This is a genomic window from Myxococcota bacterium (genome assembly GCA_041389495.1).
Taxonomy (GTDB): Bacteria; Myxococcota_A; UBA9160; order UBA9160; family UBA4427; genus JAWKRT01.
The window spans coordinates 186,025-199,701 of record JAWKRT010000004.1; the positions used below are offsets into that span (position 1 = coordinate 186,025).

The 13,677-nt window shown below is 73.9% G+C and carries 10 protein-coding genes; all 10 read left to right on the top strand.

The window, feature by feature from the left end:
- The first annotated feature begins 19 nt into the window (after window positions 1-19).
- The 10 genes from R3E88_19290 to R3E88_19335 all read left to right on the top strand — a co-directional run bounded on the left by R3E88_19290 (window position 20) and on the right by R3E88_19335 (window position 13,653).
- Complete coding sequence (locus R3E88_19290; protein MEZ4218628.1) at window positions 20-1,249, top strand: cysteine desulfurase family protein; 1,230 nt, start codon at window positions 20-22, stop codon at window positions 1,247-1,249.
- On the top strand, window positions 1,246-2,334 hold the full coding sequence (gene mnmA / locus R3E88_19295; GenBank protein ID MEZ4218629.1) for a tRNA 2-thiouridine(34) synthase MnmA: 1,089 nt from the start codon (window positions 1,246-1,248) through the stop codon (window positions 2,332-2,334). The genes R3E88_19290 and mnmA overlap by 4 nt, the downstream gene beginning before the upstream one ends.
- Window positions 2,331-3,140, top strand: a complete 810-nt coding sequence (locus R3E88_19300; protein ID MEZ4218630.1) for a ribonuclease III domain-containing protein — start codon at window positions 2,331-2,333, stop codon at window positions 3,138-3,140. The genes mnmA and R3E88_19300 overlap by 4 nt, the downstream gene beginning before the upstream one ends.
- Window positions 3,137-4,027, top strand: a complete 891-nt coding sequence (gene era / locus R3E88_19305; GenBank protein ID MEZ4218631.1) for a GTPase Era — start codon at window positions 3,137-3,139, stop codon at window positions 4,025-4,027. Before R3E88_19300 ends, era begins: the two co-directional genes overlap by 4 nt.
- 123 nt (window positions 4,028-4,150) lie before the next feature.
- Complete coding sequence (locus tag R3E88_19310) at window positions 4,151-4,600, top strand: MerR family transcriptional regulator (GenBank protein MEZ4218632.1); 450 nt, start codon at window positions 4,151-4,153, stop codon at window positions 4,598-4,600.
- Window positions 4,597-8,028, top strand: coding sequence for a methylmalonyl-CoA mutase family protein (locus tag R3E88_19315; protein ID MEZ4218633.1), 3,432 nt, complete (start codon window positions 4,597-4,599; stop codon window positions 8,026-8,028). Before R3E88_19310 ends, R3E88_19315 begins: the two co-directional genes overlap by 4 nt.
- 137 nt (window positions 8,029-8,165) lie before the next feature.
- Entirely contained in the window at window positions 8,166-10,310 is a 2,145-nt protein-coding gene (scpA, locus tag R3E88_19320) for a methylmalonyl-CoA mutase (protein MEZ4218634.1), read from the top strand.
- Entirely contained in the window at window positions 10,307-11,299 is a 993-nt protein-coding gene (meaB, locus tag R3E88_19325) for a methylmalonyl Co-A mutase-associated GTPase MeaB (GenBank protein MEZ4218635.1), read from the top strand. The genes scpA and meaB overlap by 4 nt, the downstream gene beginning before the upstream one ends.
- Before the next feature lie 114 nt (window positions 11,300-11,413).
- On the top strand, window positions 11,414-12,079 hold the full coding sequence (locus R3E88_19330; GenBank protein ID MEZ4218636.1) for a gliding motility protein: 666 nt from the start codon (window positions 11,414-11,416) through the stop codon (window positions 12,077-12,079).
- A 410-nt stretch (window positions 12,080-12,489) separates the two neighbouring features.
- On the top strand, window positions 12,490-13,653 hold the full coding sequence (locus R3E88_19335) for a bifunctional 3,4-dihydroxy-2-butanone-4-phosphate synthase/GTP cyclohydrolase II (GenBank protein ID MEZ4218637.1): 1,164 nt from the start codon (window positions 12,490-12,492) through the stop codon (window positions 13,651-13,653).
- The last annotated feature ends 24 nt before the right edge of the window (window positions 13,654-13,677 follow it).

Genomic DNA, 13,677 nt, shown 5'->3' on the forward strand with positions numbered 1-13,677 from the left:
CCTGCTAGGTTCGGCGCGCATGCGCATCTACCTCGATCACAACGCGACGACGCCGCTGCGACCCGCCGCGCGCGAGGCGATGGTCGCCGTGCTCGACGGCGTGTTCGGCAACCCGTCGAGCACGCACGCCGATGGGGCCGCCGCGCGCCGCGTCGTCGAGGACGCGCGCGAGCAGGTGGCGTCGCTCGTCGGCGCCGCGCCGCGCGAGGTGACGTTCACGGCCGGTGCGACCGAGGCCAACAACACCGTGCTGGCCTCGCTGCGGGACGGCTCGCTGCCGTGGCGGCGGCTCGTGACGACGCGCGCGGAGCACCCGTCGGTCCGCGAGCCCGCGCTCGCGCTCGCGCGCGCGGGCCTCGACGTCGCCTGGCTCGACGTCGACCGCGACGGGCGTCTCGATCTCGCCCAGCTCGACGCCGCGCTCGCCGCGGGCCCGCCCGCGCTCGTGAGCGTGATCGCGGCGAACAACGAGACGGGCGTCGTCGCGCCGATCGACGCGATCGCCGAGCGCGTCCGCGCGGCGGGCGCCTTCCTGCACACCGACGTGACGCAGGCGCTCGGGAAGATCCCGGTGCGCGCGCTCGCGGCGGGCGCGCACTGGCTCTCCGCGTCCGCGCACAAGCTCGGCGGTCCGAAGGGCACGGGCTGTCTCGTCGCGCGCGAGGGGCTCGGGCTGCCCGCGCTGCTGCAGGGCGGGCCGCAGGAGCGGCGCGCGCGCGGCGGCACCGAGAACGTCGCGGGCATCGCGGGCTTCGGCGCGGCGTGCGCCGAGGCGGAGCGCGCGCTTCCCGAGCGCGCGCTCCGCGACGCGGCGCTGCGCGACCGGCTGTGGAGCGGCCTTCGCGCGCGCCTCGAACGCATCGCGTGGAACGGCGCTCCCGATGGAGACGGAAGGGCGCCCGCGGCCCACGCCCTCCTTCCGAACACGCTCTCGCTCGAGATCGAGGGCGCGGCGGCGGACGTGCTGCTCGAGGCGCTCGACCTCGAGGGCATCGCGGTCTCGACGGGCGCGGCCTGCCACTCGGGTGCGATCGAGCCCTCGCACGTGCTGCTCGCGATGGGGCGCTCGCCCGAGCGCGCGCGCTCGACGCTTCGCCTGTCGGTCGGCGAGGGCAACGACGAAGCGCAGATCGACCGCGCGATCGCGACCATCGCGGCGCTCGCCGCGCGCGCGCGCGCGGCGCTCGGCGGAGAGCTCGGTGCGGCGCCGGGCGGCGCGCGCGCCCGCGCGGCGGGTGCGCGCGCGTGAGCGCCGCCGCGGAGCGCGTCGTCGTCGCGATGTCGGGCGGCGTCGACTCGTCGGTCGCCGCGGCGCTCGTCGCCGCGACGGGCGTCGAGACGGTCGGCATCACGCTCCGGCTCGCGGCCGGCGACTCGCGCTGCTGCTCGCTCGACGACGCCGACGACGCGCGCCGCGTCGCCGACCGCCTCGGCATCCGCTTCTTCGTCGCGAGCTATGCGGAGCGCTTCCGGGCCGAGGTCGTCGAGCCGTTCGCGGACGCGTACCTCGCGGGCGAGACGCCGATCCCGTGCGTCGCGTGCAACAAGCGCTTCAAGTTCGACTACCTGGTCGAGCGGGCCGCCGCGCTCGGCGCCGCGCGGGTCGCGACGGGGCACTACGCGCGCATCGCGCGCGACGCCGCGACGGGCCGCTTCCGGCTCCTGCGCGCGCGCCATCTCGCGAAGGACCAGAGCTACTTCCTCTTCCAGCTCGGCCAGCGCGAGCTCGCGCGCGCCGTCTTCCCGCTCGGCGAGCTCGCGAAGGAGGAAGTGCGCGCGCAGGCGCGCGCGCTCGGGCTCGCGACGGCCGAGAAGCCCGAGAGCCAGGAGATCTGCTTCGTCCCGGACGGCGACTACGCGGCCGCGGTCGCGCGCATCCGTCCCGACGCGGCGGCCGCCGCGGGAGGCGAGATCGTCGACGCCGCCGGCCGCGCGCTCGGGCGGCACGACGGCGTCCACCGCTTCACGGTCGGACAGCGCAGGGGCCTCGGCGTCGCGGCGGCGCGACCGCTGTACGTCACGCGCATCGACGCCGCGCGCCGGCGCGTCGTGGTCGGCGAGCGCGAGGCCCTCGCGGTGCACGAGGCGCGCGTGCGCGACGTGCACTGGGTGGCCGGCACGCCGCCCGCGGCGCCCGTGCGCGCGCGCGTCCACGTCCGCTACCGGCACGCCGGAGCGATGGCGAAGGTCGAGTCGCTCCCGGGAGGCGAGGCGCGCGTCGCCTTCGACGAGCCGGTGACCGCGATCGCTCCGGGCCAGGCGGCGGTCTTCTACGACGGCGACGAGGTGCTCGGCGGCGGCTGGCTCGCGGCCGCGGACCCGGGGCGCGCGTGAGCGCCGACCGCGCGGCGACGCTCGACGCGTTCGAGGCCCGGCTCGGCTACGCGTTCCGCGATCGCGCGCGGCTCGAGACGGCGCTGCGCCACGCGTCGCGCTCGTTCGAGCTCGAGGGCGCCGAGAGCAACGAGCGGCTCGAGTTCCTGGGCGATGCGGTCGTCGGGCTCGTCGTCGCGCACCGGCTGTTCGCGGCGCATCCGACGTGGGGGGAGGGCGAGCTCACGCGCGCGACGCACGCGCTCGTCGACGAACGCGCCCACGCGCGGCTCGCGGCCGCGCTCGGCATCGCGGACGTCGTCGAGCTCGGCGCGACGGTGCGCGCGAGCGCCGCGTCCACGCGCTCCGCGCGGCGCGCTTCGTCCGAGCGGGAGGGCGGCGAGGCCGCGCCCGCGGACGGGACGGCGATGCGGCGCATCCTCGCGAACGCGCTCGAGGCCGTGCTCGGCGCGATGTATCTCGACGGCGGGCTCGAGCCGGTGTTCCGCGTCGTCGATCGCGCGTTCGCCTCGGCCTTCGCGCCCGGCGCGAGCCCGCCGCCGCGCGACCCGAAGACCGCGCTGCAGGAGACGACGATGGCGCGTTTCGGGGCGCTGCCTCGCTATGCGCTCGTCGGCGACTCGCTGGTCGAGGGCGGGGACGATCGGTTCGCGGTCGAGGTCGAGCTGCCGGGCGGCGAGCGCGCTGCGGGCGTCGGCCGCTCGAAGCGCCTGGCCGAGCGCGCGGCGGCGCGTGCCGCGCTGGCGCGGCTCGCGCAGGCCCCGGATGTCGACGCCGAGGGCGACGGATCGAGGGGCGACGCGTGACCGAGCCGGCCGAGCACCGCGCCGGCGTCGTCGCGCTCCTCGGCCCGCCGAACGCGGGCAAGTCGACGCTGCTGAACGCGCTCGTCGGACAGAAGCTCGCGATCGTGACGGCGAAGCCGCAGACGACGCGCAGCCGCATCCTCGGCATCCACCGCGCGCGGGGCGGCCAGATCGCGCTCGTGGACACGCCCGGGCTGCACGAGAGCGGCAAGCGCCTCAACGCCGCGTTGAACGCGGCCGTCGACGAGGCCGCGCGCGGTGCCGACCTCGCGCTCGTCCTCGTCGATCGCACGCGAGGCTGGACGCGCGCGCACGACGCGGTCGCCGCGCTCGTGCGCGACGCCGGCGTGCCGGCGATCGTGGTCGGGACGAAGAGCGACCTCCCGCGGCGGCCGTCCCCCGACGTCTGGCCGCCCGCGTCGGAGCTCGCCGCGGTCGCGTGCCTCGAGATCTCGGCGGCGACGGGCGCGGGGCTCGACGCGCTCGAGCACGCGATGCTGGCGCGTCTCCCGGTCTCGCCGCCGCTGTTCGGGGAGGACGAGCTGACGGACCGACCGCTGCGCTGGCTCGCCGGCGAGCTCGTGCGCGAGGTGCTGTTCGAGGAGCTCGGCCAGGAGCTGCCGTACGAGATCGCGACCGAGGTCGTCGAGTACGACGAGTCGCGGCCCGAGCGCGTGCACATCCGCGCGAACCTGCTCGTGGCGCGCAGCTCGCAGAAGCGGATCGTGGTCGGCACGGGCGGCGCGCAGATCAAGCGCATCGGGACGCGCGCGCGCGCGCAGATCGAGGAGCTCGTCGGGAGCCGCGTCCATCTGGAGCTCTGGGTGAAGGTCGATCCGCGCTGGCTCAAGAGCGCGAAGCGGCTCGAGGAGCTCGGCTACGGCTGAGCGCGGCGCGCGGGTCGTGACGCGCACCCGCACCTTACGTAAGCTGGCAAGGTTGCCGATCGGCCCCGTGGCCCGCGCCGCATCGCGCGCGGCGGCGGGTTCCCGATCCACGGAGGGACGGCCATGGCGCGTTCGAGTGCGCGGGTGCTGGCGGCACCGACCGGCGCCGCGGCGTCGCCCGCCGACCTCGAGATCGGCGGCGTGTGCGAGCACACGGGGCTCTCGGCGCGCACCGTCCGGTACTACGAGGAGCTCGGGCTCCTGCCCGGCGTGCGCCGCCGCACCGGCGGCCGGCGGGTGTACGGGCCCGACGAGCTCGAGCGGCTCGGCTTCATCCAGCGACTCAAGCGGCTCGGTCTGAGCCTCGCGGAGATCAAGGAGCTCAACCGCGTCTACGCGCTCGGCGGCTCGACGCTCGCGATGCTCGAGCGCCTCGACGGCGTGCTCGGCGCGCGCGCGGCCGAGGTCGCGGCGCAGATCGCGGAGCTCGAGACCCTCCGCGACGACCTGCTCCGCTACCGGCGCCACGTGCGACGGCGCGTGGGCGCGCTCGGCAAGGGAGCGGCGCGATGACGGCGGGGGCGGCGAAGCTCGACGCGTCGCCCGGCGCGATGCGCACCGGCGGCCCGGTGCGCGTCGTGACGGCGGCGTCGCTGTTCGACGGACACGACGCCGCCATCCACATCATGCGGCGCATCCTCCAGCAGCAGGGCGCCGAGGTCGTGCACCTCGGTCACGATCGCTCGGTCGACGAGATCGTCGACACGGCGATCCAGGAGGACGCGCACGCGATCGCCGTCTCGTCCTACCAGGGCGGCCACGTCGAGTTCTTCCGCTTCATGATCGACCGGCTCCGCGAGCGCGGAGCCGAGCACGTCCGCGTCTACGGCGGGGGCGGCGGGACGATCCTCCCCGAGGAGATCCGCGCGCTCGAGGCGTACGGCGTGGCGCGCCTCTTCAGCCCCGAGGACGGTCGCGCGCTCGGCCTCGAGGGCATGATCCGCGCGATCCTCGACGAGTGCGCGGCCGCGCCGCGACCCGCGCTGCGGGTCGATCGCGCGGCCGTGGCCGCCGGCGAGCCCGACGCGATCGCGCGCGCGATCAGCTGGCTCGAGGAGCAGGGGCAGAGCGAGGCGCCCAGCGTGGATCTCGCGGCGGAGCGCGAGGCCCTCGGCGCGCTCGCCGCACCCGGCTCCGTGGTCGTGGGCTTCACGGGGACGGGCGGTGCGGGGAAGTCGAGCGTCGTCGACGAGCTCGTGCGACGGCTTCGCACCGACGCGCCCGACCTCCGCATCGGCCTGCTCCTCGTCGATCCGACCCGGCGGCGCAGCGGCGGCGCGCTGCTCGGCGATCGCATCCGCATGAACGCGATCCACGCGCCCGGCATCTACGCGCGCTCGCTCGCGACGCGGCGTGCGCACGCGGCGCTCGCGGGCGCGGTGCGCGACGCGGTCGGCGTGCTGCGCGCCGCTCGCTTCGACGTGGTCTTCGTCGAGACCGCGGGCATCGGGCAGAGCGACTCCGAGATCGTCGACCTCGTCGACGTGTCGCTCTACGTGATGACGCCCGAGTACGGCGCGCCCTCGCAGCTCGAGAAGATCGACATGCTCGAGCTCGCGGACGTCGTCGTCCTGAACAAGTCCGATCGGCAGGGCGGAGCGGACGCCCTGCGCGACGTGCGCAAGCAGTGGCGCCGCAACCACGTGCGCTTCGACGCGCCCGACGACGCGATCCCGGTGTATCCGACGGTGGCGCGGCGTTGGAACGACCCGGGCGTCGACCGCCTGCACGCCGCGCTGCGCGAGGCGCTCGCCGCCCGTGGCGTCGGCGCCCTGCGCCCCGCGATCGAGCGCGCGGCGCAGGGCGCGGCGGAGCGGAGCGACGCCGACGTGTCGAGCGCGTCGTCGATGATCCCGGCGGCGCGAAGGCGCTACCTGGCCGACATCGCCGACACCGTGCGCGGCTACCACGCGCGGACGCGGGCGGAGGGCGCGCTCGCACGCGACGCACAGGCGCTCGAACGCGCGGTCGAGCTCGTCGGTGGCGGCGCGGAAGGCGGCGCGGCGGCCCGCGTCGCGCTCGCGGCCGCGCGCGACGCGGCGCGCGAACGGCTCGACCCCGCGGTGCGCGCGGCCCTCGAGGCCTGGCCGGCGACGCGCGCGCGCTACGAGGCCGAGGAGCAGGAGTACGCGGTGCGCGACCGCGCGATCGCGGTGCGCAACCGGGTCGAGACGCTGTCGCGCACGCCGCTCCCGCGCGTCGCGCTCCCGCCCACGCAGGACGCAGGCGAGCTCGTCCGCTTCCTCCGCGGCGAGAACCTGCCCGGTCACTTCCCGTACACGGCCGGCGTCTTCCCGTTCAAGCGCGCCGAGGAGGATCCGGCGCGCATGTTCGCGGGCGAGGGCGCGCCCGAGCGAACGAACCGGCGCTTCCACTTCGTCGCCCGCGGGCAGCGCGCCGCGCGCCTGTCGACGGCGTTCGACAGCGTGACGCTCTACGGCCGCGACCCGGACGAGCGGCCCGATGTGTACGGCAAGGTCGGGAACTCGGGCGTCTCGGTCTGCACGCTCGACTGCGCGAAGAAGCTCTACTCGGGCTTCGACCTGTGCGCGCCGAGCACGTCCGTCTCGATGACGATCAACGGGCCGGCGCCGACGATCCTCGCCTTCTTCCTGAACGCGGCCGTCGACCAGCAGGTGGAGAAGCACCTGCGCGAGCGCGGCGAGCTCGAGCGCGCGGTGGCGAGCGCGGCGAAGGGAGCGGCGCTCCCGGTCTACCGCGGCGCGCTCCCGGACGGGCACGACGGGCTCGGGCTCGGGCTGCTCGGCGTGACGGGCGACGAGGTCGTCGACGCCGCCACCTACGCGCGCATCCGCGCCGACGTCCTCGCGCGCGTGCGCGGCACGGTGCAGGCCGACATCCTCAAGGAGGACCAGGCCCAGAACACCTGCATCTTCTCGACCGACTTCTCGCTCGGCGTCATGGCCGACATCCAGGAGTCGTTCGTGCGCAACGGCGTGCGGAACTTCTACTCGGTCTCGATCAGCGGCTACCACATCGCCGAGGCCGGAGCGAACCCGATCACGCAGCTCGCATTCACGCTCGCGAACGGCTTCACGTACCTCGAGTCGTACCTCGCGCGCGGGATGCGCGTCGACGACTTCGCGCCGAGCTTCAGCTTCTTCTTCAGCAACGGGCTCGACGCCGAGTACAACGTGATCGGTCGCGTGGCGCGGCGCATCTGGGCGATCGCGCTGCGCGAGCGGTACGGCGCGTCCGAGCGCAGCCAGATGCTCAAGTACCACATCCAGACGTCGGGGCGTTCGCTGCACGCGCAGGAGATGGCGTTCAACGACATCCGCACCACGCTGCAGGCGCTCACCGCCCTCCAGGACAACTGCAACAGCCTGCACACGAACGCCTACGACGAGGCCGTGACGACACCGACCGAGGAGTCGGTGCGGCGCGCGCTCGCCATCCAGCTCGTGATCGACCGCGAGCTCGGCGTCTCGCGCATCGAGAACGCGACGCAGGGAGCCTACGCGGTCGAGTGGCTGACCGACGCCGTCGAGCGCGCCGTGCTCGAGGAGTTCGACCGGCTGGCGGAGCGCGGCGGCGTGCTCGGCGCGATGGAGACGCAGTACCAGCGCTCGAAGATCCAGGAGGAGAGCCTCGAGTACGAGGCGCGCAAGCACAGCGGCGAGCTCCCGATCATCGGCGTGAACACCTTCGAGAACCCGGACGCCGAGCAGGCGAGCGCGCGCCCGCGCGAGCTCATGCGTTCGACGCGCGAGGAACGCGACGCGCAGCTCGCCCACCTGCGCGCGACCCACGCGCGCCACGCCGGCCGCGCGGAGGCCGCGCTCGCGCGGCTCCAGGACGTGGCGCGGCGCGGCGGCAACGTCTTCGACGAGCTGCTCGAGACGGCGAAGGTCGCGAGCCTCGGGCAGATCAGCGACGCGCTCTTCGAGGTCGGGGGGCGCTACCGGCGCTCGATGTGAGGCGGGCTTCGGCGCGGCGCGCGGCTAGACTGCGCCCGCCCTGGAGGCCCGGCCCCGGGAGCCGACGGCCCGCCGAGCGCGGCGCCCGCACCGAGAGCGGAGGCGCGGCGCGCGAGGCACACCGAGGAGAAGGAACGATGAGCGCGATGCGCGCGGATCTCGAGACGTGGAAGGAGCTCGCGGCGAAGGAGCTCCGCGGCAAGGCCGCCGACGAGCTCGTCTGGACGAGCCCCGACGGCATCCGCATCAAGGCGCTGTACACCGCCGCCGACCTCGAAGGTCTCGAGACGATCGACACCATTCCGGGCCTCTTCCCGTTCCTGCGCGGCCCGCGCGCGACGATGTACGCGAACCGGCCGTGGACGCTGCGCCAGTACGCCGGCTTCTCGACCGCCGAGGAGTCGAACGCGTTCTACAAGGCGAACCTCGCGGGCGGACAGCAGGGCCTCTCGGTCGCCTTCGACCTCGCGACCCACCGCGGCTACGACAGCGACCACCCGCGCGTCGTCGGCGACGTCGGCAAGGCGGGCGTCGCGATCGACTCCGTCGAGGACATGAAGATCCTCTTCGACGGCATCCCGCTCCAGGACGTGACCGTGTCGATGACGATGAACGGCGCCGTGCTGCCCGTGCTCGCGTGCTTCGTCGTCGCGGGCGAGGAGCAGGGCGTCCCGCAGGAGCGCCTCGCCGGGACCATCCAGAACGACATCCTCAAGGAGTTCATGGTCCGCAACACGTACATCTATCCGCCCGAGCCGAGCATGCGGATCGTGGCCGACATCATCGCGCACACGGCCGTGCACATGCCGAAGTTCAACTCGATCTCGATCAGCGGCTACCACATGCAGGAGGCGGGCGCGACGACGGTCCAGGAGCTCGCCTACACGATCGCCGACGGGCTCGAGTACGTGCGCGCCGCCACCGCGAAGGGGCTCGACGTCGACGCCTTCGCGGGCCGGCTCTCGTTCTTCTGGTGCATCGGGATGAACTTCTATCTCGAGATCGCCAAGATGCGGGCCGCGCGGCGGCTGTGGGCCGAGGAGATGAAGGCGCTCGGCGCGAAGAAGCCCGGCTCGATGATGCTGCGCACGCACTGCCAGACGTCGGGCGCGTCGCTCACCGAGCAGGACCCGATGAACAACGTCGTGCGCACGACGATCGAGGCGATGGCCGCGGTCTTCGGCGGTACCCAGTCGCTGCACACGAACGGCTACGACGAGGCGGTGAGCCTGCCGACCGACACGGCCGCTCGCGTCGCGCGCAACACGCAGCTGATCCTCCAGGAGGAGTCGGGCATCCCGGCGGTCGTCGACCCGTGGGGCGGCTCGTACTTCATGGAGAACCTCACCGAGACGGTCTACCGCGAGGCGCGCAAGGTGCTCGCGGAGGTCGAGTCGGCCGGCGGGATGACCAAGGCGATCGTGCAGGGCATCCCGAAGCTGCGCATCGAGGAGGCGGCGACGCGGCGGCAGGCGCGCATCGACAGCGGCGACGACGTGATCGTCGGCGTCAACAAGTACCGGCTCGCGAAGGAAGACGCGATCGAGATCCGCGACATCGACAACACGGCCGTGCGCGAGGCGCAGGTCGCGCGTCTCGAGCGGATCCGCGCGTCGCGCGACGGCGCGGCCGTCGAGCGTGCGCTCGCGCGCCTCGAGGAGCTCGCGCGCTCCGGCGAGGGCAACCTGCTCGCCGCGGCGATCGACGCCGCGCGCGTGCGCGCGACCGTGGGCGAGATCTCGGCCGCGCTCGAGACCGTCTACACGCGACACCGCGCCGAGGTGCGGTCGATCTCGGGCGTGTACAGCAAGGCGTACCAGGGCGACGGCGACTTCGAGCGCGTGCGCGCGGACGTCGCGGCCTTCGCCGCCGAGGAGGGCCGGCAGCCGCGCATGCTCGTCGTGAAGCTCGGCCAGGACGGACACGACCGCGGCATGAAGGTGATCGCGACCGCCTTCGCCGACACGGGCTTCGACGTCGACATCGGGCCGCTCTTCCAGACGCCGGCCGAGGCCGCGCGCATGGCGGTCGACAACGACGTGCACGTCGTCGGCGTGTCGAGCCAGGCGGCCGGGCACAAGACGCTCGTGCCGCTGCTCGTCGAGGAGCTTCGCAAGGCCGGTGCGAGCGACGTCGCGGTCGTCGTCGGCGGGGTGATCCCGCCGTCCGACTACGAGTTCCTGCGTGCGAACGGGGCCGCCGCGGTGTTCGGGCCGGGCACGCCCATTCCGAAGGCGGCGGGCGAGGTGCTCGCGGTGCTGCGTCGCCGGCGAGCGGCGTGACCGACGCGCGCGCGCGGGACGAGGTCGGCGACCTCTGTGCGCGCGTGCGCGCCGGCGAGCGCCGCGCGCTCGCCCACGTGATCACGCTGCTCGAGAGCACGCGCGCCGACCTCTCCGCGCTCGGTCAGCGCGTGCTCGAGGCGCTCGTGCCGCACACGGGCGGGGCCGTCCGGCTCGGCGTCACGGGGCCGCCGGGCGTCGGGAAGAGCACGTTCATCGAGGCGCTCGGGCTCGCGCTCGTCGAGAAGGGCCATCGCGTGGCGGTGCTCGCCGTCGATCCGACGAGCCCCGTGTCGGGCGGCAGCATCCTCGGAGACAAGACGCGCATGGAACGCCTCGCCCTGTCGGAGCGCGCGTTCATCCGGCCGTCGCCGTCGAGCGGCTCGCTCGGCGGCGTCGCGCAGCGCACGCGCGAGGCGCTGCTCGCCTGCGAGGCGGCGGGCTACGACGTCGTCGTGGTCGAGACGGTGGGGATCGGGCAGTCCGAGGTCGCGGTCGCGTCGATGGTCGACTTCTTCCTCGTGCTGCTGCTGCCGGGCGGCGGCGACGAGCTGCAGGGCATCAAGAAGGGCGTGATCGAGCTCGCGGACGCCGTCGTCGTCAACAAGGCCGACGGCGACACGGCCGCCGTCGCCGAGAAGACGCGCGCGGAGTACGACGGCGCGCTCTCGCTCGTGCGAAGCGCGTCCGCGGCGTGGCGGCCCGTGGCCCTCTCGGCGAGTGCGCTCGAGGGGCGCGGGATCGACGCCGTCTGGAGCACGGTTCTCGACCACCGCGCCCGCCTCTCGGCGACCGGCGAGCTCGCGGCGCGCCGCCGCGACCAGGCGCGTTCGTGGATGTGGTCGCTCGTCGAGGAGGCGCTCCGGCGGCGCTTCCGCAGCGACCCCGAGGTGGCTCGGGCGATTCCCGGGCTCGAGCGCGCCGTCGAGCGGCAGGAGACGACGCCGGCCGCCGCCGCACGCGCGCTGCTCGCCGCCTTCGGGCACTGAGCGGCGAACGCGGGCCGCGCGTCCCGCAATCCGGCCTTCACCGCGCCGGCGCGGCGGCCGATGGGGGAGCGGCCGGCGGTGCGCTGCCGGGTCGATCCGCGCGCGAGGCTGCCGATGGTCCAGATCAACATGGCCAGCAAGGAGATCACCGTGAAGGTGGTCTACTACGGGCCCGCGCTGTCCGGGAAGACGACGAACCTCGTGATGCTGCACCAGCTCATGGATCCGTCGCGCCGCGGCAAGATGGTCACGCTCGACACCAAGGACGACCGCACGCTCTACTTCGACTTCCTGCCCGTCGAGTTCGAGGCGGCGGGCGGCTTCGCGATCAAGGTCAAGCTGTTCACGGTGCCCGGCCAGGTGATGCACAAGTCGACGCGCAAGGTCGTCCTCGCCGGTGCCGACGCGGTCGCCTTCATCGCCGATTCGCAGGTCTCCTCCGCGAGCGCCAACGCGTACTCGTGGCGCGACATGGAGGCCAACCTGAAGGCCAACGGCTTCGACTTCGACCGCATTCCCAAGGTCGTGCAGTTCAACAAGCGCGACCTGCCCGACATCAAGCCGCTCCAGGACATCCGCACCGCGTGGAAGGAGACGCCGACGTTCCCCGCGGTCGCGACGCGCGGCGAGGGCGTCCTCGAGACCTTCCGCGCGCTGATGCGCGAGCTCTACCGGAGCCTCGACGAGAAGCACGCCTTCGCGACGAAGTTCGGGCTGTCCGAGGACGACTTCCTCAAGGGCGTGATGCGCAACTTCCCGGCGAGGTCGCCCGGCGCCTGACCTTCGCGATCCTTCCTCGCGTGCGAACGCCGCGGCGCGCGTCGCCTGCGCCGATTGACACCCCTAGTCCCCACAATTAGAGTCGGCCGGTCGCTCTCCGACCCCGGAGGGGCCGGCTCGACGGGCGCGCGGATCCCGACGTCGGCCGTCCCACTCGCCCGACCGGCGGAGATCGTCCCGCGCCACGCGCACTGCACAGCGCCCGCCGGAACCGCTGCTCCTCGGTGCACGGCCGATCGAGCGCGGTCCGCACGGGAGGTCCGATGGCCACCTCGCAGAGCTCCGATCGTCCGTCGTCCACCGAAGGGTCGGGCGATGCGGGGGGCGCGCGACTGCGCGCTCCGGCCGGCACGCCCGGCTCGCCGCTCGCCTCGATCGAGTCCGCGCTCGCGGACATCCGGGCCGGCCGGATGGTGATCCTCGTCGACGACGAGGATCGCGAGAACGAAGGCGACCTGTGCATGGCGGCCGAGAAGGTCACGCCGGCCGCGATCAACTTCATGGCGCGCGAAGGGCGCGGCCTCATCTGCCTGTCGCTCACCGAGGAGCGGCTGCGGCAGCTGAAGCTCGACATGATGGTGCCCGACCACGAGAACAGCGCGCAGCACGGGACGGCGTTCACGGTCTCGATCGAAGCGCGCGAGGGCGTGACGACGGGCATCTCGGCAGCCGACCGGGCGCATACGATCCTGACGGCGATCGCGCCCGACGCGCGGCCGGGCGACCTGTCGCGCCCCGGGCACGTCTTCCCGCTGCGCGCGCGCGCGGGCGGTGTGCTCCGGCGCGTCGGCCAGACGGAGGGGAGCGTCGACCTCGCGCGGCTCGCCGGCCTCGCTCCGGCGGGCGTGATCTGCGAGATCATGAAGGACGACGGCACGATGGCGCGCATGCCCGACCTGGTCGAGTACGCGCGCCGGCACGCGCTCAAGATCGTGACCATCAAGGATCTCGTCGAGTACCGCCTCCGCAACGAGCGGCTCGTGTGGCCCGCCGCCGAGGCGCGCATGCCGACGCGCCACGGCGACTTCCGCGCGATCGTCTACGAGAACGACATCGACCGCGTCGATCACGTCGCCCTCGTGCGCGGCGAGTGGGGCGAGGACGAGGCCGTGCTCGTGCGCGTGCACAGCGAGTGCCTGACGGGCGACGCCTTCGGCTCGATGCGCTGCGACTGCGGCGAGCAGCTCGACGCGGCGCTCAAGATGATCGCCGATGCCGGCAAGGGCGTGCTCCTGTACATGCGCCAGGAAGGCCGCGGCATCGGGCTCAAGAACAAGATCCGCGCCTACGCGCTGCAGGACACCGAGGGGCTCGACACGGTCGAGGCGAACCACCGGCTCGGCTTCGCCGCCGACATGCGCGACTACGGCGTCGGCACGCAGATCCTCGTCCACCTCGGCATCCGCAACATGCGGATGATCACGAACAACCCGGGCAAGCGCGCGGGCATCGAGGGCTACGGCCTGCGGATCGCGGAGCGCGTGCCGCTCGAGATCGCACCCAACGAGAACAACCTCGAGTACCTCCGCACCAAGAAGGAGAAGCTCGGGCACGTCCTCAACCTGATGAGCTAACCCGCTCGCCCGCGCGAGCGCCGC